The organism is Pseudomonas sp. GW821-FHT03A09 (genome assembly GCF_059421065.1).
In genome coordinates this window covers 14007-33882 of record NZ_JBWKUX010000011.1, presented here as the reverse complement: position 1 = coordinate 33882, position 19876 = coordinate 14007, and the positions used below count along the sequence as shown (strand labels likewise).

The window sequence follows — 19876 nt, the reverse complement described above, 5'->3', positions numbered from 1 at the left end:
TTAGTCTTTTCTAGTGGTTCACTGATGATGAGTGCGCTGAAGGCCAGGCGTTGGATCATCCACGCCGGACTGCAAAAATTCCGTGAAAAATCAGGCAGTACTCAGGTTTTACGATTACAGGCCGAAAGCCTATCAGACACGCCGGAAATGTCGAAGCAGCACCACAACTATAAAAAGCATGGAGTGACAGGACGATGAACAGTTTGCGCAGCATGTCGATCAGCCGCCGTCTCTGGCTGATCCTGATAGTCGCCGTGTTGATGCTGCTGACGTTGGGCTTACTGATGCTCAAGCAGATCCATGGCGATCTCTACCAGGCCAAGCGCCAACAGACCCAACATGTGGTCCAGACCGCCAGCGGCGTGCTGGCTTATTACCAGAACCTCGAGAAAACCGGCGTGCTGACCCGGGAAGCGGCCCAACAGCAGGCCTTGAGCGCGGTGCGCGGGTTACGCTATGACCACGATGATTATTTCTGGATCAACGACCTCACGCCCGTGATGATCATGCACGCCGCCAATCCCAAGCTGGACGGCCAGAACCTTTCGGCGATTCGCGACCCGGACGGGTTTGCGGTGTTCAATGAATTCGTGATCCTGGCCAAGGCCAAAGGCGCCGGCATCGTCAACTATCGCTGGCCGAAACCAGGGGCCGAAGCACCCGTGGAAAAAACCTCGTATATCCAACTGTTCGAGCCATGGGGCTGGATCATCGGCTCCGGCGTGTACGTGGATGATGTCCAAGCCGAATTCAAGGTGCAGGTGTGGAAAGCCTCGTTCATCGGCTTGACCATTGCCGTGCTGATGGCGCTGTTGGTGGTGCTGATTGCCCGCAGCATCGTGCACCCATTGCAACAGGCCGTGAATGCCATGGCCAATATCGCCAGTGGCGAAAGCGACCTGACCCGCAGCCTCGACACCCACGGGCGCGACGAAGTCACCCAACTGTCCCAGCACTTCAACGCCTTCACCACCAAGCTGCGCCAAGTAGTCAGCCAGTTGCAGACATGCGCCAATGCCCTGGGCCAGTCGTCCACGGAGCTGGGCACCAACGCCAGCCAGGCCTATGACCGCAGCCAGCAGCAGTCGCAGCAAATGGAGTTGGTCGCCACCGCCATCAATGAAGTCACCTATGGCGTGCAGGACGTGGCGAAAAACGCCGAGCACGCCGCGAGCGAGATGCGCGACGCCCAGGCCCAGGCACAACAGGGCCAGGTGAATATCGACGGCAGCTTGCAACAGATTGACCAGCTCTCCGGCACCATCAACCAGGCCGTTGAGGTGATCCGCATCCTGTCCAGCGAAAGCACCCAGATCGGTAGCGTGCTCGAAGTGATCCGCTCCATCGCCGACCAGACCAACCTGCTGGCCCTCAACGCTGCGATTGAAGCCGCACGTGCCGGTGAGCAAGGTCGTGGTTTTGCCGTAGTGGCCGATGAGGTGCGCCTGCTGGCCCAGCGCACGCAAAAATCCACCGCGGAAATCCAGGTGATGATCGAGCGCCTGCAAGGCCACTCCGAAGCGGCGGTCAAAGTCATCAGCGACAGCCACAGCGCCTCACAACTGACCATAGAACAAGCCGGCCAGGCCGGTGCGAGCCTGAATGCCATCGGCCAGGCGCTACGCAACCTCAACGGGCTAAACGCCTCGATTGCCAGCGCCACCTTGCAACAGGCCCATGTGGTGGAAGACATCAACCAGAACGTCACCCAAGCGGCCGGGTTGTCCCACAGCACAGCGCTGGCGGCAGAACAATCCAGCGTGGCCAGCGCGCATTTGCGCGGTCTGAGCGAACAACTCGACGGGCTCCTGCGCCAATTCAAGGTCTAGCTCGTTTCAGCCTGTGGGAGGGGGCTGCCCCCTCCCACATTGGTCCTTCCACATTTTGAAGTTACAATCACCGCCCTTTTCGACTCTCCCAAGGAACCGCCATGTCCGGACTTGAACTGTTCGCCGCCGCCCTGGGGGTGATCGCTGTCTGGCTGACGGTCAAACAAAACCCCTGGTGCTGGCCCATCGGCCTGGTGATGGTGTTGCTCTACACCTGGGTGTTCTTCGACGTAAAGCTCTATTCCGACATGCTGCTGCAGGTGGTCTACGCCGGCCTGCAGCTCTACGGTTGGTGGCAGTGGACCCGCGCCGGCGAGGTCAAGCAAGGCCGTAGGGTCACCAGCCTGGGCTGGCCTGCGATCATGACCAGCCTGGCCGTCGGCGCGGTATTCAGCCTGTTGCTCGGCGCCGCCATGGCCCATTGGACCGACGCCGCCCAACCCTGGCTCGACGCTGCCCTCACCGGTTTCAGCCTGGTGGCACAAATGTGGATGGCGCAAAAGCGCGTGCAGTGCTGGCCGTTGTGGATCGCCGTGGACGTGATCTTCGTCGGGCTGTTCCTCTACAAAGGGTTGTACCTGACCGCCGCGCTCTATGCGCTGTTCACCGTGATCGCCGTGCAAGGCTGGCGTGAATGGCGCGCCGACCCGGCGTTGCACGCATGAAGGTGGTGGTACTGGCAGGCCCGGAGTCCAGCGGCAAAAGCTGGCTGGCCACAGAATTGCAAACGCACTTCGGCGGGCTGATGGTCGGCGAATACGTGCGCTATTTCATCGACCACCACCAACGCGACACCACCCTGGCCGACATTCCGGCTATCGCCCGTGGCCAACTGGCCTGGGAGGACGCCGCCCGCGCAGAACAGCCCAACCTGTTGATCCTCGACACCCACCTGCTGACCAACAAGCTGTGGAGTCAGACCCTCTTTGGCGACTACCCGGCGTGGCTCGACAGCGAACTGCTGGCCCGTCACTACGACCTGCACCTGCTGTTGTCGCCGGAAGATGTGGAGTGGACTGCCGACGGTCAGCGTTGCCAACCGGAGCTGGCGGATCGTCAGGCGTTTTTCCAGGACAGCCTGGAGTGGATGCAGCAGCATCGGCAGCCGGTGGTGGTGATTCGAGGGGGTTGGGACGAGCGCAGGCGGGCAGCGTTTACAGCAGTGGAACAGCTGCTTCTGCCGTAACCCGTCACTCCTTGTGGGAGCGGGCTTGCCCGCGATGGCAGTATGTCAGCCAACTAATAGGGTGCTGATACACCGTCTTCGCGGGCAAGCCCGCTCCCACATTTTTGAGCGCGCCAGGCTTTAGTAGCCCAGCGACAGACCGGTATTGCGACGCGGATCATTCGCGCCATAGAAGCGGTTGTTGCCGACCGGCTTGCCACCCAGGGATGGTGCGCCTACCAGGATCGCGGCCAAGTGGTTGGCGTCCTGGGGACCGGCAAACTTATGGCCCCAGCTTTCCAGGATTTTCTGGGTATCCGGGCTCACCGCGAAGGTCTCAAGGTTAGTGGTCTCAGGCATCCACTGCTGGTGGAAACGCGGCGCGTCCACGGCTTCCTGGATGTTCATCTTGTAGTCGATGACATTGAGGATGGTCAGCAAGGTGGCCGTGATGATGCGACTGCCACCGGGTGTCCCCACCACCATCACCGCCTTGCCATCCTTGGTCACGATGGTCGGGCTCATCGATGACAGCGGCGCCTTGCCCGGCGCGATGGCGTTGGCTTCACCCTGGACCAGGCCGTACATGTTCGGCACACCGACCTTGACGGTGAAGTCGTCCATTTCGTCGTTGAGGATCACTCCTGTCTTGCTCGCCATCACCCCGGCACCGAACCAGTCGTTGAGGGTGTAGGTCACCGAGACGGCGTTGCCCCACTTGTCGACGATGGAATAGTGCGTGGTGTTATTGCCTTCATGAGGCGACACGCCCGGCTTGATCGCCTGGGAGTCGCCGGCTTTCTGCGGTTCGATGGCGGCACGCAGCTTGGCGGCGTAGTCCTTGTCCAGCAGATGAGCGATCGGGTTCTTCACGAAATCCGGGTCGCCAAGGTAGCTGTTACGGTCCACGTAGGCGTGGCGCATCGCTTCGATCTGGTAGTGCAGGCCCTGGGCCGAGTGATAGCCGAGGTCGGCCATCGGGTAGCCTTCGAGGATGTTCATGATCTGGCAGATCACCACACCACCTGAGCTAGGAGGCGGCGCCGAGACCACGTGATAGCCCCGGTAATCGCACTCGATGGGCGCCAGCTCGCGGGTCTTGTACTTGTCTAGGTCAGCCTGGGTGATGATGCCCTTGCCGGCCTGGCTGGAGTCCACCAGGGCCTTGGCGACCCAACCTTTATAGAAACCGTCGGTGCCCTTGGCGGAAATTTCCTTGAGGGTCTTGGCCAGGTCTTTCTGCACCAGCTTCTGGCCGACCTGCATCGGTTGGCCGTTGTGCAGGAAAATCCCGCGCATATCCTTATCTTTTTCGAACTCACCGGTGGCGGTGTGCAGCAGATCAATATCGCCTTGCTCCAGTTCGAAGCCGTTTTCCGCCAGCTTGATCGCCGGAGCAATCACCTGGTCGCGCTTGAGGGTGCCGTATTTGCTCAACGCCAGTTCCATGCCGGACACGGTGCCGGGCACACCGACCGCCAGGTGGCCCTTGGCGCTGAGGCCGTCGATGACCTTGCCGTCTTTGTCCAGATACATGTCGGCGGTGGCCGCCAGCGGGGCTTTTTCACGGAAGTCGAGGAAGGTCTTGCGCCCGTCGGCCAGTTGTACGGTCATGAACCCGCCACCGCCCAGGTTACCGGCGGCCGGGTACACCACCGCCAGCGCATAGCCGACCGCAACGGCCGCATCCACCGCATTGCCGCCAGCCTTGAGTACATCCACACCCACATGAGTGGCCAAATGCTGGGCGGTCACCACCATGCCATTTTCACCGGCCACCGGAGCCTGTGAAGCGGCCTGCACACCGCTGACCGTCAACACCAGCGCAGTGGCAATCAAAGTACGGCTGAAGGGTTGGTATTTCATCCATGGCTACTCTAGTTATTGAGACGCACCAAAATAGCCCCTCCCTGTTTTAATCCCCAGTGCAATGGCGTTTTTATTACAGAACTTGTCGGTCACAGAACGATAACGCCTCAATCACACGGCGTAGCCGCACAGCCAGCTCAGCGGCGTGCTGTTGCGTGGCGACGTTGGTAAACCCCATCAACAAGCCCTGCTCCCGATGAGCCCCCATCGTCCACCCTGACAGCGCCTGTATCGCCAAACCCGCCGCGTTCGCCGCTTCGGCCACAGCGTGGTCCGATACCGCCACCTCTAGCCGCGCCAGCAGATTAATCCCCCCCGCTTGCTCATCCACCCGCAAAAAACCCGCGCAATGTGTTCCCAACGCGTTGACCAGCCATCCATGGCGCTGCGCATACAGCTGGCGCATCTTCTTCAGATGCCGGGTGAAGTGCCCCTGCTCCAGAAAATCCACAGTGGTCAGTTGCAGCAGTTGCGGACTGCGTTGCTGCAATGCCTCGGCACTGCGTTCAAAGGCCGCCACCAGCGACGTGGGCACCACCAGGTAGCCCAGGCGCAACCCCGGAAACAACATCTTGCTGAAGCTCCCGGCATGGATCACCCGGTCATCGCCATCCTGGCTTTTGAGCGCCGCCAGGGGCTGGCCCCGGTAGCGGAACTCACTGTCGTAATCATCCTCGACCACCCAACCGCCCTGCTCCCGGGCCCACGTCAACAAGGCCAGCCGCCGCTCCCGGCTCAAGGCTACGCCCAGCGGGCTTTGATGTGCCGGTGTCACCACTGCCAACCGCGCCTGCGCGCCGAGTCGAATACCTTGCGCCACGTCCAGCCCGTCACGGTCCACGGGCACCGGCACCAGCTCCACGCCGTGGTGGCTCAACAACTGGCGACCGTACAAATACCCGGGGTCTTCAAACCAGCAACGTTGCCCTGCCATCTGCAGCGCATCGCACAGCAGCGTCAGGCACCCGGCATAGCCCGCACACACGAAGACCTGTTGTGGCGTGCACTCCACGCCGCGGTACAGCGCCAGGTAGCTGGCGATTGCCACACGCAGGGCCTGGGCGCCGCGTACGTCGCCCATCGCCAGGCTGTCGGCGTCAGTGCGGCGGACTTGCTGAGTCACCAAGCGCGACCATAGCTTGCGTGGGAATGCATCCAGGGCCGGCAAGCCCATTTGCAGCGCCAAGGGGCCACGTGCGGCAGGCTCAACCATCGGCAACGGCTTGACGGACACCTGCGGCAGCGACGGCGCAATCACTGTCCCGGCCTGGCCACGCGCCTCAAAAAAGCCTTCGCTGACCAGCAATTGATACGCAGCCTCCACCGTGCCCCGCGCCACCTTGAGTTCCAACGCCAGGCTGCGCACGGACGGCACGCGATCACCGGGGGCCAATTGGCCCTGGTCAATGGCCAGGCGAAAGCGCCGATAAATTTCCTGGTACTTGGGCAGTGCTGGCATCACGGATGGGCTCGACAGGGAAACAGGCCGAAGTCTGATCATGTCCCAACCCACTTGTCCAATCATGCCCCTGTCGAGCGACCCTTGTGCCACCGAAAATGGCGCATCGCTTAACGCATGTAAGGACCAACCATGAAACACCGCCTCGATTACGCCCAAGCCGCCCCGGCGGGCTACAGCGCCCTGGGTTCAGTGCACAGCTATATCCACGGCTGCGGCCTGGAGAAAGAATTGATCGACCTGGTGTACCTGCGGGTTTCCCAGCTCAATGGCTGTGCCTACTGCCTGGACTCCCACTCCCGTGACCTGCTCAAGCAAGGCGTCAGCCTGGAAAAACTGATGTTGGTCGCCGCCTGGCACGAAGCACTGCCGCTGTTCACGCCGCGCGAATCCGCCGCCCTGGCCTGGGCCGAGGTGGTCACCCAGGTAGCCCAGACTCAAGTACCGGACGCCGAATACGCCAAGATCACGGCCCTGTTCAATGAAAAACAAGTGGCCGACTTGACCCTGGCGATTGCCCTGATGAACGCCCTGAACCGCGTCGCCATCAGCTTTCGCAAAGTGCCAGCCGCCGTCAAAGCCCACTTGGTGAATCAAGACCATGAATGAGCACGTCGAATTTGCGCCGATATACACTGAAGCCGATTGCATCGCCAGCTTTGCGGTGATGCAGCAACTGCGCCCGCACTTGACCGATGCCGTTGCCTTCGCCGAGCAAGTCCAACGCCAGCGGCAGAACGGCTACCAACTGCTGGCCGCCCGTGAACAGGGCAAAGTGATCGGCCTGGTCGGTTATCGGCTGACGGAAAATACCCTGTATGGCCGCTTCATCTACGTCGATGACCTGGTAGTGGATGCCGCCTTGCAGCGTCGCCGCCTGGGCGAGCAGTTGCTTGAGCGCGTGCGCGAAGAAACCCGGGCCCGTGGCTATCGTTACCTGGTGTTGGACACCGGCATGCACATGGCCCTGGCCCAACGCTTCTATTTCCGCCAAGGGCTGTTGCCACTTGGCATGCACTTTTCCCAGGATTTGAACCCATGACCCGTGCCCTGTTGCTCAGTTTCAGCCCCCATGGCAAAGCCGCACAAACCTTCAAGCTGGCCCGTGCACTGCTGCGCGACCTGGTGCCGGACGCCGACATCATCGAACGCGACTACGGCGGCCAGGCGCTCCCGCCGTTGACCCGGGAATATGCCAACGCCTTGACCACACCGGGCGGCCTGAGTGGCAGCGCAACGGCGCTGTCAGAGCAGTTGATCGTGGAACTGGAAGCCTGCGACCTGCTGATCCTGTGCACCCCGGTACACAATTTCACCGTGCCCGCGACACTCAAGGCCTGGATCGACCATGTGGTGCGTATCCATCGCAGCTTCACGGTCAACCCGCAGTTCGAAAAGGTCGGCCTGCTGCAAGACCGGCGCACCTTTGTACTCGTCAGTTCCGGCAATGCGCGCAAGGGCCACGAGCCGGACTTTCTCACGCCTTATCTGACGGTGATTCTGGCGACTGTCGGGATTCGCTCAGTGGAGTTTGCCTACCTGCCGGCCATGGTACGCGGGGAAGAAGCGGTCAATCGCGCGCTGGAACAGGCCCACCAACAACTGTCTGCGGCAATCAGCACTGGCCTATAAAATTAATGGCGCTAGAATCGGCGCCATTCTTTGCCCGCCTCCCTGATACGAGTCGCCCATGAGCTTTGATTTCGACACGATCCACCCACGCCTCGGCACCGGCAGCACCAAGTGGAGCCGCTACCCGCAAGACGTGTTGCCGATGTGGATCGCCGATATGGACATCGCCGCCCCGCCCGCGGTGCTGCAAGCCCTGCACCAGCGTCTGGAGCAGCAGATTCTCGGCTATAGCGTGGCCGGCCCGGAGGTGCGCGAAGCCATCGTGGCCGACCTGTGGGCCAAGTACGCCTGGCGTGTACAGCCCGAAGAGTTGCTGTTCCTGCCCGGCGTCGAGCCCGGCTTCAACATGGCGCTGCACGCCTTTGTGCAACCGGGCCAGCCGGTGGTGCTGCAAACCCCGAACTATCGCCCGATTCGCCTGGCGCCCGGCCACTGGAACCTGCCGCGCATCGAAGTGCCGTTTGAATGGGTTGGAGGTGAGTACGTCACGCCGCTGACAGCCATGCAACAAGCACTGACCGGCGCCGGCGCGCTGTTGTTGAGCAACCCGCATAACCCCATCGGCAAGGTGTTCCCCCGCGAAGAGTTGCTGGCCGTGGCCAATGCCTGCTTGGAAAACGGTGCGCTGATCATCAGCGATGAAATCCACGCTGAATTGTGCTTCGACGGCCGCCGCCACATCCCCACCGCCAGCCTCAGCCCCGAGATTGCCCAACGCACCATTACCTTGATGTCGGCGAGCAAAGCCTACAACGTGGCCGGCCTGAAGACCTGCTTTGCCGTGGTGCAAAACGCCGAGATTCGCGAGCGCTTCAATAACGCCCGCTGCGGCATGGTCGACAGTGTCAGCCCCCTGGGGCTGGAAGCCACCCGCGCCGCCTACAGCCAATGCGGCGAATGGCTCAAGGCGCTGGTCAAGTACCTGCAAGCCAACCGTGACTACTTGCTCAATGCCGTGCAAACCCGCCTGCCCGGCGTGGTGATGCACGCTCCGCAAGGCACGTTCCTGGCCTGGCTCGATTGCAGTGCCCTTGGCCTGGATGACCCACAGCAATTTTTCCTGGAACAGGCCAAGGTCGGCCTGAGTGCGGGCATTGAATTCGGTGATGACAGCCAACAGTTCGTACGCCTGAACTTCGGCTGCCCACGGGCGATGCTGGAAGAAGGCGTGCAGCGCATGGAGCGCGCCCTGCGTCACCGCTGAGACGCACCCACCAGGCAGCAGGATCTGAAATACGGGAGGGTGCTTGTTCCCTCCCGTGTTGGCTTGGACTCACAACTTTGCAATCGACACTTCAGTCGATTTCACAAAGGCAATCACTTCACTGCCCACTTTCAACTCCAGGTCGCGCACTGAACGGGTGGTAATCACCGAAGTGACAATGCCAGACGCGGTCTGCACGTCGATTTCAGACACCACTTCCCCCAGCAGTATTTCCTTGATCACGCCCTTGAACTGGTTGCGCACGTTGATCGCTTTGATGGTCATGTCGGCTTTCCTTTTGGCTGTTGGGTCAATCCGCACGAATGCGCAGGCCCTCAAGATGCAGCAGCAGAGAAAAACATAAAAGGAATATATAAGTCTTTAACTATACGATAAAGCTATATACCTGCTGTTGTCCCGACAACAGCGGTTCAACAATCTGCCCCTCCCGCCACAGCGCTAATCCTGCCAAACCCCGCAAATACGCCTCCGAACCAGCTGGCACAGAGACTGCATATTCCTGAAAGGCATGATGGAACATGCCGACTAATTTTCTGAATATAAGAAAAGCCTCCTCTCAACGCCTTCCGGAGCTGCTCCATGAAACCCATTACCCAACGCTTACTGGGTGTCTTCGCCCTCGCCCTGTGCCTGCAACCGCAGGCCTTTGCCGCCGAGACAGATCCCGCCCAAGTCAACCTCGACTACGCCTACTATTCGCCCGTAAGCCTGGTGCTCAAGCACTTCGGCTGGCTGGAGCAGGCCTTGCCAAACGCCAAGATCGGCTGGGTCTTGAGCCAGGGCAGCAGCCGGTCTCTGGAGTACCTCAATAGCGGCGGCGTCGACTTCGCGTCTTCCGCCAGCCTGTCTGCGGTATTGAGCCGCGCCAATGGCAGCCCGATCAAATCGGTGTACGTATACAGTCGCGCCGAGTGGACTGCCCTGGTGGTGCGCAAGGACTCGCCGCTCAAAAGTCTCACCGACCTCAAGGGCAAGAAAATCGCCGCCACCAAAGGTACCGACCCGTACCTGTTCACCCTGCGCAGCCTGCAAAAGGCCGGGCTGAAAAAGGACGATGTGGAATTGGTGCACCTGCAACACCCGGATGGCCGCATCGCCCTGGAGAAAGGCGATGTAGACGCCTGGGCCGGTCTCGATCCGCATATGGCCGCCAGTGAAATCCAGGCCGGTTCGCGCTTGCTCTATCGCAACAAGGACTTCAACAGTTATGGCGTGGTCAGCGTCACCGAGAAGTTCGCCAAGGAGCATCCACAGACCATCACCAAAGTGCTCGGCGCCTACGAAAAAGCCCGTGACTGGGCGGTGAAGCACCCGGATGAGTTCGCCAAGCTGCTGGCCGACGAGTCGGGCCTGCCGTTGGAAGTGGCCAAGCTGCAACTGTCGCGCACCGACTTGAGCACACCGTTCTTGAGCCGCAAGGATGTCGTGTCGTCCAAGGCCGCGGCGCCGATCCTGGTATCTGAGGAACTGGTGCGTCGCGGGGTGAATGTGGACCAGGTGATCGACCAGTTGATCGACACCTCGTTCAGTCAATAAGGGGCGCGTGATGACCAGTAAAACCCAAGCTTTGCCCCTGGCGGCGCCGCAGGTGATCAACCGCAGCGCCTGGCCACGCAGGCTCAAGGGCCTGGTGTTGCCGGTGCTGATCCTGCTGATCCTGGAAGGGGTGGTGCGGGTGGGTTGGTTGCCGTCATACCAGATGCCGGCGCCCAGCGAAATTGCCGTGACCCTGACGCAACTGGCTGAGGGCGCGCTATGGAAGCACATCAGTGCCAGCCTCGGCCGGGTGCTGCTGGGCTTTGCCATCGGCGCCAGCCTGGCCCTGGTATTTGCCGCCTGGGTAGGGTTGAGCCGTGAGGCCGAGGCTTACCTGGAGCCGACGTTCGCCGGGTTGCGTTCGATCCCGAGCTTGGCTTGGGTACCGCTGTTGCTGTTGTGGCTCGGGATCGATGAAACCTCGAAGATCGTACTGATCGCGATTGGCGCGTTCTTCCCGGTGTACCTCAATGGCGTCGCGGCCATCCGTGATATCGATCGCAAGCTGGTGGAAGTCGGGCAAATGTATGGCTTTAGTCGACGCCGATTGGTACACCGCATTCTCCTGCCCGCCGCCCTCCCCGGTTTGTTTACCGGATTGCGCAGCGGCTTGAGCCTGGCGTGGATGTTCTTGGTAGCGGCTGAGCTGATTGCAGCCACCAAGGGTTTGGGCTACCTGCTCAGCGATGGGCGCGAAACCTCACGGCCGGACATCGTGCTGGCGGCGATCATCGTATTGGCGCTGTTGGGGAAGGTCAGCGATGGCCTGCTCGCGGCACTGGAAAAACGCTGCCTGGCGTGGCGCGATACCTTCAACGGTCAAGGGGCGGAGCAGTGACTACATCGCCGTTATTGGATATTCGAGTGGAGCGAAAGCGCTTCACCGACACCTTAGTGTTGAAAGACGTGAGACTGGCCTTGCAACCTCGCGAAACCGTGAGTCTGTTGGGGCCAAGCGGCTGTGGCAAAAGTACGCTGTTGCGTATCGTCGCCGGGCTGGAAAAGGACTATCAGGGTGAACTGCACAGCCCGGATGGCGAAGTCGCATTTGTGTTCCAGGAACCCCGTCTGATGCCCTGGCTTACGGTGGAGCAGAACATCGGTTTCAGCGACGACAACCACTACGATAAGGCCTGGGTCACGCAATTGATCGAGGAAGTCGGCCTCAAGGGCTTTGCCCAGGCGCTGCCCAAGGCATTGTCCGGGGGCATGGCGCAACGGGTGGCCATCGCCCGTGGCCTGTATTCGCGACCGCAGGTCTTGCTGTTGGATGAGCCGTTCAGCGCAGTGGATGCATTTACCCGCATGAAGCTGCAGGACTTGCTGCTGCAATTGGCCGAGCATCACGCCATCGCGTTGCTGTTGGTGACCCACGATGTGGACGAGGCGCTGTACTTGAGTGATCGGGTGCTGGTGATGGGCAACCGACCCAGCAGCATTCGCCAGGCATTGGCGGTGGACCTGCCGCACCCGAGGGACCGCCGTGATCCACTGCTGGCGCAGCTGAAAGCGTTGTCCCTGACAGAATTGCAGCGAGCGCACGTGATCTGATCCAGTAATGGGCGGGCTTGCCCTAATGCCAGTCAGTTAAGAAAATCTGCCGCGACCAAACTCTTGTAGTGAGCGGGCTTGCCCCGCGCTGGGCGGCAAAGCCGCCCTAACAAGGACGCCGCGGTGTTTCAGAAAGACCAAAGTGCCTGGGTTTGGGACGGCTTCGCCGCCCAGCGCGGGGCAAGCCCGCTCACTACAGAGGCTGCGCTCGTCACCCCACCGTTTAACTGACTGGGATTAGAGCTTGTCCCGGTACAAACCGGGGACATGGTTTACAGGTTAATACGCATGATCAGGAAGTCACTGATCAAGCCCTGGAACCCAATGCAGTATCGGTACACCTTGATCTTTTCAACGCTGCGCTTACTGGGATGCCTCAGCGTCGTACACCTCCCCACGTCCAACCACACTGTTAGGCTTGAACACCGCACCCGGTGCCAATACCGCATTGGCGCCGATCCGGCACTGGTCACCCAGCAATGCGCCGAACTTGTCGCAGCCGGTGCGCTGCAACACCCCCTCTACGCGCACCTGGATTTCCTTGTCGTCCCGCTCATTGCGGTAATTGGCGACGATGCTCCCAGCCTCCAGGTTAATCCCATGCCCCAACACCGAATCGCCGACAAAGTTGAAGTGCGCCAGTTTGCTGCCACTGAAGACAAACGAAGTTTTCAATTCAGCGCCAGGCCCGACGATGCACTGCGCATCCACCCAGCAACCACCGCGCAGCAGCGCACCACTGGCGATAAAGCAATGCGCACCGATGATCAAAGGCGGCTTGAGCAAGGCGCCGGGCTCGACGATGGCAGTGCGGTGGATGGCTACTTCATTGTCGATGGCGTATTCGGTGGCCGGCAGTTCGGCCAATAGCTGGCGAACGATGGCTGGCGCCTGGGTAACCAGTGCCCAGGGTGCTAATTCAGCCCAAGGTGCCAATGGCGACAAAGGGAGACCGGCGATGAAATCAGCGAGTCGGATCACTATCAAGCCCTCACCCGTTCAGAGAAGCCCAGACGCTAACACCCAGATCGTCACACGTCGACCTGGGCCCATCGCTGTCAGAAAGCCCTCAAGCATCCTGCAAAATCAGATCCGCGCCCTTCTCCGCCACCATCAACACCGCCGCATGGGTGTTGCCCGAGGTCACGTTCGGGAAGATCGACGCATCGACAATGCGCAACCCGTCCAGCCCATGCACCTTCAAGCGCTTGTCCACCACCGACACCTGCGTGTCCGAGCCCATGGCGCAGGAGCCGCACAGGTGGTAGATAGAGCCGCTATTTTCGCGAAAATATTGCAGCATCTGCTCGTCGGTCTGCACCGCCGCCCCCGGCAAAACCTCGGCCACGGTGATGCCCTTGAGCGCAGGGGCCTGCATGATCTTGCGCATCAACCGACTGCCCTGGATCACCTCATCAATGTCCTTTTGGGTGCTCAGGTAGTTGGGGTCGATCAGCGCCGCGTCCCGTGGGTTTTTCGAAGCAATGCGGATGGTGCCGCGGCTGGTCGGCCGGCACGGGTTGAAGCACAGCAGGAAACCGGAATACGGCTCGGGCTTGAGGCTGGCCTTGTTGTTTTTCGGGATCTGGTACGACAGCGGGTTGAAGTACAGCTGCAGGTTCGGATCACTCTGCTCGTCGTTGCCGCGAAAAAAACCACCGGCCTGGTTGACGCTCATGGCCAGCGCACCCTTGCGAGTAAACAGGTACTTGAGGCCCAGTTTCAGTTGGCCGAACAGTGAGCTGAGTTCATCGTTCAGGGTCGGGATATTGGCCTTGTAGTAGTAGCTGGCACACAGGTGGTCCTGCAGGTTCTGCCCTACGGCCGGCAGGTGCTTGACCAGCGGGATGTTGTGCTCGGCCAGCAACTGCTGGTCAGCCACGCCGGACAATTGCAGGATCTTCGGCGTGTCTACCGCGCCGGCACACAGGATCACTTCCTTGCGAGCCGTAAAGGTACGTGCCACGCCGTGCTGGGTGACGGCAATGCCGGTGGCGCGCTGCTGGTCGTCGAACAACACACGGTCGACCAGCGCATGCAGCTCTACGGTCAGGTTCGGACGACTGAGAGCCGGATGCAGATGCGCAAAGCTGCTGGAGCAGCGTTCGCCATTGCGCGTATTGACGTCATACAGGCCCGCGCCTTCGAAATTCGGCCCGTTGAAGTCATCACTCAGGTCATAGCCGAGCTGTTCGCAGCCCTTGAGAAACACATCGCAGATGGGATGTGTCTGGCCCTTCATCGGCGTGATGCTGATGGGGCCGCTGCCGCCGTGGTATTCGGTGTCACCCAACGGGTGATTTTCCAGTTTGCGGAAATACGGCAGCACGTCGTTGAAGCCCCAGCCATCGTTGCCGTTGGCCGCCCAATCATTGAAATCATGGGCCTGGCCGCGCACGTAGATCATCGCGTTGATCGAGCCCGAGCCGCCCTGCACCTTGCCCCGTGGCGCGTAGATTTCACGCCCGGCCAGTTGCTTTTGCGGCTGGCTGTAGTACATCCAGTTGAAGGTCGGGTTGTAATACATCTTGGCGAAACCGACCGGGATCTTGAACCACCAGGAACTGTCCTTGCCGCCAGCTTCCAGCAGCAACACGGAGTATTGGCCCGAGGCAGACAACCGGTTGGCCAGGACGCAGCCTGCGGCGCCAGCCCCGGCGATGATGTAGTCATATGTCATTCACAGTTACCGCGTAAGTCGTTTTTTAGCCCTTGGCGGGCGAAGTGTCTTTGACGTCAGCCGGGGTCGGCGCCATCTGCAAATGCAGGCGTTCGCCGGTATACGGCGTGTGCTTGCGCACCACGTCCATATTCAGCTCCACACCCAGCCCTGGCTCGGTGGACGGGATGATGTAGCCGTCCTCCCATTGCAGTGGCTTGGTCAGCACTTCGGCGTGGAAACCGCCCCAGGTCATGATGCTTTCCTGGATCAGGAAGTTCGGCGTGCAAGTCGCCAACTGGAAGCTCGCCGCCGCGCCAATCGGCCCGTTGTACAGGTGCGGGGCGATCTGTGCGTAGTAGGCTTCGGCCATGCTCGCGATCTTCTTGGCCTCCAGCAGCCCGCCGCAGCGCGCCACATTCATCTGCAGGATCGACGCACCGCCAGCTTGCAGCAGCTTGAAGAATTCGTACTTGGTGGTCAGCCGCTCACCGGTAGCAATCGGGATGCTGGTCTTGGCCGCGACCTGGGCCATGGCCTCTTCCTGGCCTGGCGGCACCGGCTCTTCGAACCACAGTGGGTCGTATTTCTCCAGGCGCTTGGCCAGGCGGATCGCTGACGAAGGCACCATCTGCCCGTGAGTGCCGAACAGCAGGTCACACTTGTCGCCCACCGCTTCGCGGATCTTGCGGCAGAACGTCTCGCAGCGTTCCAACACTTCCAGGGAGATCTGGTGGCCGGAGTACGCGGTGTACGGCCCGGCCGGGTCGAATTTCACCGCCGTGAAGCCCTTTTTCATGTTCTCGATGGCGCACTCGGCGGCCAGGTCCGGGTCGTCGTAGTCGTACTCGCCCTTGCTGTTGACCGGGTACAAGTAGGTGTAGGAACGCAGGCGCTCGTTGACCTTGCCGCCGAGCAACTCGTAGACCGGCTTGTTGGCCGCCTTGCCGATGATGTCCCAGCAGGCCATTTCCAGGCCACTGACCACGCCCATCATGGTCAGGTCCGGGCGCTGGGTGAAACCGCTGGAATAGGCCTGGCGGAAGAAGCGCTCGATATGGTGCGGGTCGTGGTTGAGCAGGTAGCGCTCAAACACATCCTCGATGATCGGTAGCATGGCCTTGGGGCCGAACGTAGCGGCGTAGATCTCGCCGACGCCTTCGATGCCGCAGTCGGTCTTGAGTTTGACGAACAGCCAGTACATGCCGCCGATATGCGGCGGTGGAACAGCAACGATATGGGTTTCAAGGGCGACGATTTTCATCTCAGGCACCTGTCTGGTTGAATTTTTTACGGTTGATTCGGGCGCGCAGGGTCAAGGCCGCGAGGGTGCCAAGCACGCCGATGAAGGCGATGTAGCCGAAATACAGGTTGTAGCCGGCCTTGCCTGGGTAGGTTTCCGTCAGGTAGCCATTGATCAGCGGGATAAACGTGTCCGGCAAGTAGCCCACCACCGAGACAATGCCGATGGCCAGGCCGGTGATGCGCAGCGGGATGTCGCAGCTGTCGAGGATCGCCCAGTACAGGCCACGGATCGCGTAGGTCATCAGGCCGATGAAGATCACCGTGCCGATCAGCAGGCCCAGGCTGTTGAACGCCGGGAACAGGATCAGCCCGACCATCGCCAGGGTCACCAGTGCCAGTGCGACGATCAGTACCGAGATGTTCGAGAACTTGTCCCCCAGCCAACCGCCACCGATGCCGCCGATGGGACGCATCCACAGCTTGATGGTGGTGATAGTGCCGGCCATCACGGCGGTCATACCGCTGCCTTGCAGGTAGTCGGAGAAGCTGTAGGTGGCCCAGAACATGTGATAACCGCAGAACACGATAGCGGTCACCAGCCACAGCTCGGGGATTTTCACCAGGGTGGTCAGGTCGGCGATCAGGTTGAACTTGCCCTTCTCCACCGCTGCGGTTTCTGCCAGAGACTTGGGGTCTTTGAGCAGTACCAGCACGCAGCCGATAGCGATGCACACGAAGGAATACAGGTAGACCACGTGCTTGAAGCCTTCGGCCGCTGTCTGGCTACGGGTTTCAGTGGCGTAGGCAAACATGCCGAGGGCCACGGTGGCCAACAGCGCTTCAACCAGGCCGCGACCGCCGTCGAGGATGCCAAAGAAACGGCCCTGCTCGCTTTGGTGGGCAATCATCTTCACGCGCTTGAGCACCGAGGCCCAGAAGGTCAGGCCGGTGGTCAGGCCCCAGCAGCCGAAGATGATCATCAGGCCGGTCATCGACGGCACCGTCGAGTACCAAATTCCCAACGCGCCGGTGGCGACCAGTGAGAAGAAAATCAAGAAGCGCGGCGGCAAACGGTCCGCCAGCCAGCCGCTGGGCAGGTAGCTGAGCAAAAAGATCGTGCCGAGCATGGAGTACAGGTAACCCAGCTCGCTGTGGTTGATGTGAAACACGTCGAGCATGGTGGTCTGGTAGACCTGGCGCAGGTAGAGGATCGGGTAGATCGCCCCAGCGGCCAATACCAGCAACAGCAATTGGAAGTAGCGACTGGCTTTGTCGCTGTTCGCCGCGGACACGGCAACGGAAACCTGGGCAACGGGTGCAGGCTTGGACATCGTGTGGACCTCAGGCACCCGATGTGCGGGTGCCCTGATAATTGTTTTTATTAAAGGTGCAGCAGGTGTGTGTGTGGATCAGTACTTCATGACCACCAAGCGGGTCTGGGTGAACTCAAGCATCCCGTGCTTACCGTCATCGCCGCCCAGCCCTGAGCGTTTCCAACCGGCGTGGAACCCCTGATACGGGTCGGCCGGGGTGCGATTGACGTACAACTCGCCGGCCTCGATGGCATTCGCCACTTTCATCGCCGTGCGGTAGTTCTCGGTGTACAGCACCGAGGACAGGCCGAACTGATGGTCGTTGGCCATGCTCAGCGCTTCGTCGATGTCGCGGTACTTGAGCACTGGCAGTACCGGGCCGAAGATTTCTTCCTGGATGATTTCCATGCCCTGCCGGCAGTTGCTGAGCAAGGTCGGCGGGTAGAAATGCCCCGGCCCCTCGGGCAGCACGCCGCCTGTTTCCAGTACAGCACCGTCGGCGATGGCACGCTCGACCATGGCGTGGATGTTCTTCCGGGAACTGGCGTTGACCAGCGGCCCCATCAGGCTTTCATCCTTGGCGCGGTCGCCGAACTTCACGGCGCTGATCTTGGTTTTCAGCAGTGCGAGGAACGTGTCGTACACGCTTTCATGCACATATACGCGCTCCACCGCCGTGCACAGCTGGCCGCAGTGCGTGGTCTTGGACGCGACGATGGCGCTGGCGGCTTTTTCCAGGTCGGCATCGGCCTCGATGATCGCTGGCGTCTTGCCGCCCAGTTCCAGGGACGGCTTGGCGATGTTGGCCTTGCAGTAATCCAGCACGATACGCCCGGCGTTCACGCTGCCGGTGAGTGTGATCAGGCCGACGGCCTTGTGGGTGCAGACACTGGCGGCGGTCGCATGGTCCATGGTCAGGATATTGATCACACCGGCGGGAATCCCCGCGGCGACTACCGCCTTGGCGATTTCAAACGCCGACAGCGGCGTGTTGTTGCTCGGCCGCACCACCACGGTGTTACCGGCAATCAGCGCCGGGGCGATCTTGCGCAGCAAGGTGTACACCGGGTAGTTGAACGGAATCAGGCAAGCCACCACACCAATCGGCTCGCGTTGCAGGAACAGGTTCTCGTCCGGGGTGTCGCTGGGGATGATCTCGCCTTCGATACGGCGTGCCCATTCGGCGTGGTAACGGGTGATCTGCGCGGCATAACGGGCTTCGTTGCTGGCATCACTGACACTCTTGCCGGACTCGCTCGCCAGGGCCATGCCGATGGCTACGGCGCAGCTGTCCAGGGCATCGGCAAACGCGCGAAGGTGCTCGGCACGCTCAATGCTGGTGAGCTTGCCCCAGGTTTTCTGGGCGATGGCGGCAGCGTCGACGGCGGCGATGGCTTCATCGGCGGTGGCCGCACTGACGTGGCCTACGAGGGTTTCATCGGCAGGGTTGTAGACGGCGATCAGGGCATCGCTGGCCGGTTCCACGAACTGGCCGTTGTAGAAATTGCGCTCGAATTGCATGTGGTTTGCCCAACGTTGTTGTTTTGCGAGTGACATGCAGTTTTGTCGTTGTTAGGGGGGCGGGCAAACGACTTATTGGGTGGGGTAACGTGAGAAAAATGAAGGTTAGGTGAGATTGGAGCGGAGTACATATCCATTATTTAGGCGACGGCCACTTAGGGTTCCGCTCTTACAGCGGGTCACTTTTGGAAAAGAGCCCCAAAAGTAACCAAAAGGGCTCTTGCCCCAACACTCGGCACCTCGCTCATGCTCGGTGTGCCCGGAATCCGACATGGATTTGGGGGGCCGCCGCCACGCGCCATCCATGGCGCGGGGCGGCTAAACCGGCATCCCTGCCGGTTTACCCCCCCCAAATCCATGCCGAATTCCGGCCAGCGTGTTTGACGGGGCGCTTCAGATCACAATCAAAAGCAAAACAAGGCGGCCTGATCTATAAAGCCGAATGGGGTCAACATGTGGGAGCTGGCTTGCCTGCGATGCAGGCAACTCGGTAAATCAGGCACACCCAGTCGATGCCATCGCAGGCAAGCCAGCTCCCACAGCAAAGTGACGTGAACACCCATCCATTCCACAATGCGAAGCGAGTAGCTCTTGATCTTGCTTTTGATCTGAGGCGCCCCGTTAAACACGCTGGCCGAACGCAGGCTTTGGAGCGTGGGTAACCCGGCAGGACGCCGGGTTAGCCGCACTGGGCCAGGGATGGCCCATTGCGGCGGCCCACGCTCCAAAGCCGGAGTGAGGGCACACCGAGCCTAGGCGAGGTGCCGAGTGTTGGGGCGAAGGCCTTTTAGTTACTTTTGGGCCTTTCCAAAAGTGACCCGCTGTAAGAGCGGAACCCTAAGCCGCCGTTACCTAAATAACGGATATACCCC

18 protein-coding genes are annotated in these 19876 nt (G+C 60.8%); 10 read left to right on the top strand and 8 right to left on the bottom strand.

What is annotated here, in order from left to right; all coding sequences use genetic code 11:
* The first annotated feature begins 194 nt into the window (after nt 1-194).
* The 3 genes from AC07V4_RS19890 (at nt 195) to AC07V4_RS19880 (ending at nt 3015) form a co-directional block, all read left to right on the top strand.
* A complete protein-coding gene (locus tag AC07V4_RS19890; protein WP_492636619.1) occupies nt 195-1829 on the top strand; it encodes a methyl-accepting chemotaxis protein in 1635 nt (544 codons plus the stop codon).
* Nucleotides 1830-1930: 101 nt separating this feature from the next.
* Nucleotides 1931-2494: a nicotinamide riboside transporter PnuC gene (pnuC, locus tag AC07V4_RS19885; protein WP_492636618.1), complete on the top strand. Its 564-nt coding sequence runs from the start codon at nt 1931-1933 to the stop codon at nt 2492-2494.
* A complete protein-coding gene (locus tag AC07V4_RS19880; RefSeq protein WP_492636722.1) occupies nt 2491-3015 on the top strand; it encodes an AAA family ATPase in 525 nt (174 codons plus the stop codon). The genes pnuC and AC07V4_RS19880 overlap by 4 nt, the downstream gene beginning before the upstream one ends.
* A 120-nt stretch (nt 3016-3135) precedes the next feature.
* On the opposite strand, the gene ggt is transcribed toward AC07V4_RS19880, so the two are convergent.
* Nucleotides 3136-4860 (bottom strand): gamma-glutamyltransferase, encoded by a 1725-nt coding sequence (gene ggt / locus AC07V4_RS19875; RefSeq protein ID WP_492636617.1) that lies wholly within the window; start codon nt 4858-4860, stop codon nt 3136-3138.
* A gap of 76 nt (nt 4861-4936) precedes the next feature.
* Nucleotides 4937-6322, bottom strand: coding sequence for a MocR-like pyridoxine biosynthesis transcription factor PdxR (gene pdxR / locus AC07V4_RS19870; RefSeq protein ID WP_492636721.1), 1386 nt, complete (start codon nt 6320-6322; stop codon nt 4937-4939).
* A 132-nt stretch (nt 6323-6454) separates the two neighbouring features.
* Between pdxR and AC07V4_RS19865 the strand changes: the two genes are divergently transcribed.
* The 4 genes from AC07V4_RS19865 to AC07V4_RS19850 are packed head-to-tail and all read left to right on the top strand — an operon-like array spanning nt 6455 to nt 9158.
* Nucleotides 6455-6931: a carboxymuconolactone decarboxylase family protein gene (locus AC07V4_RS19865; protein ID WP_492636616.1), complete on the top strand. Its 477-nt coding sequence runs from the start codon at nt 6455-6457 to the stop codon at nt 6929-6931.
* Nucleotides 6924-7364, top strand: a complete 441-nt coding sequence (locus AC07V4_RS19860) for a GNAT family N-acetyltransferase (protein WP_492636615.1) — start codon at nt 6924-6926, stop codon at nt 7362-7364. Before AC07V4_RS19865 ends, AC07V4_RS19860 begins: the two co-directional genes overlap by 8 nt.
* Nucleotides 7361-7954, top strand: coding sequence for an FMN-dependent NADH-azoreductase (locus AC07V4_RS19855; RefSeq protein WP_492636614.1), 594 nt, complete (start codon nt 7361-7363; stop codon nt 7952-7954). The genes AC07V4_RS19860 and AC07V4_RS19855 overlap by 4 nt, the downstream gene beginning before the upstream one ends.
* Before the next feature lie 58 nt (nt 7955-8012).
* On the top strand, nt 8013-9158 hold the full coding sequence (locus AC07V4_RS19850; RefSeq protein ID WP_492636613.1) for a MalY/PatB family protein: 1146 nt from the start codon (nt 8013-8015) through the stop codon (nt 9156-9158).
* Nucleotides 9159-9227: 69 nt separating this feature from the next.
* On the opposite strand, the gene AC07V4_RS19845 is transcribed toward AC07V4_RS19850, so the two are convergent.
* Nucleotides 9228-9443: a TOBE domain-containing protein gene (locus AC07V4_RS19845; protein ID WP_003173733.1), complete on the bottom strand. Its 216-nt coding sequence runs from the start codon at nt 9441-9443 to the stop codon at nt 9228-9230.
* Nucleotides 9444-9758: 315 nt separating this feature from the next.
* On the opposite strand from AC07V4_RS19845, the gene AC07V4_RS19840 reads away from it, so the two are divergent.
* From AC07V4_RS19840 to AC07V4_RS19830, 3 genes are read left to right on the top strand one after another with little or no spacing between them, the layout of a single operon-like run.
* The gene (locus AC07V4_RS19840; RefSeq protein ID WP_492636612.1) at nt 9759-10715 is read left to right on the top strand and encodes an aliphatic sulfonate ABC transporter substrate-binding protein; all 957 of its coding nucleotides are present in this window, start codon (nt 9759-9761) and stop codon (nt 10713-10715) included.
* Between the two features lie 10 nt (nt 10716-10725).
* Nucleotides 10726-11553, top strand: coding sequence for an ABC transporter permease (locus tag AC07V4_RS19835; RefSeq protein ID WP_492636611.1), 828 nt, complete (start codon nt 10726-10728; stop codon nt 11551-11553).
* Nucleotides 11550-12266, top strand: coding sequence for an ABC transporter ATP-binding protein (locus tag AC07V4_RS19830; RefSeq protein ID WP_492636610.1), 717 nt, complete (start codon nt 11550-11552; stop codon nt 12264-12266). The genes AC07V4_RS19835 and AC07V4_RS19830 overlap by 4 nt, the downstream gene beginning before the upstream one ends.
* 363 nt (nt 12267-12629) lie before the next feature.
* On the opposite strand, the gene AC07V4_RS19825 is transcribed toward AC07V4_RS19830, so the two are convergent.
* The 5 genes from AC07V4_RS19825 to aldA form a co-directional block, all read right to left on the bottom strand.
* Entirely contained in the window at nt 12630-13247 is a 618-nt protein-coding gene (locus AC07V4_RS19825; protein ID WP_492636609.1) for an LbetaH domain-containing protein, read from the bottom strand.
* Nucleotides 13248-13335: 88 nt separating this feature from the next.
* Nucleotides 13336-14946, bottom strand: coding sequence for a GMC family oxidoreductase (locus AC07V4_RS19820; RefSeq protein WP_492636608.1), 1611 nt, complete (start codon nt 14944-14946; stop codon nt 13336-13338).
* Between the two features lie 25 nt (nt 14947-14971).
* A complete protein-coding gene (locus AC07V4_RS19815) occupies nt 14972-16189 on the bottom strand; it encodes a mandelate racemase/muconate lactonizing enzyme family protein (protein WP_431753372.1) in 1218 nt (405 codons plus the stop codon).
* Nucleotide 16190: 1 nt separating this feature from the next.
* Nucleotides 16191-17501 carry an MFS transporter gene (locus tag AC07V4_RS19810; protein ID WP_492636607.1) on the bottom strand — a complete coding sequence of 437 codons (1311 nt, stop codon included), beginning with the start codon at nt 17499-17501 and terminating at the stop codon, nt 16191-16193.
* A gap of 78 nt (nt 17502-17579) precedes the next feature.
* Nucleotides 17580-19004, bottom strand: coding sequence for an aldehyde dehydrogenase (gene aldA / locus AC07V4_RS19805; protein WP_492636720.1), 1425 nt, complete (start codon nt 19002-19004; stop codon nt 17580-17582).
* Between the last annotated feature and the right edge of the window lie 872 nt (nt 19005-19876).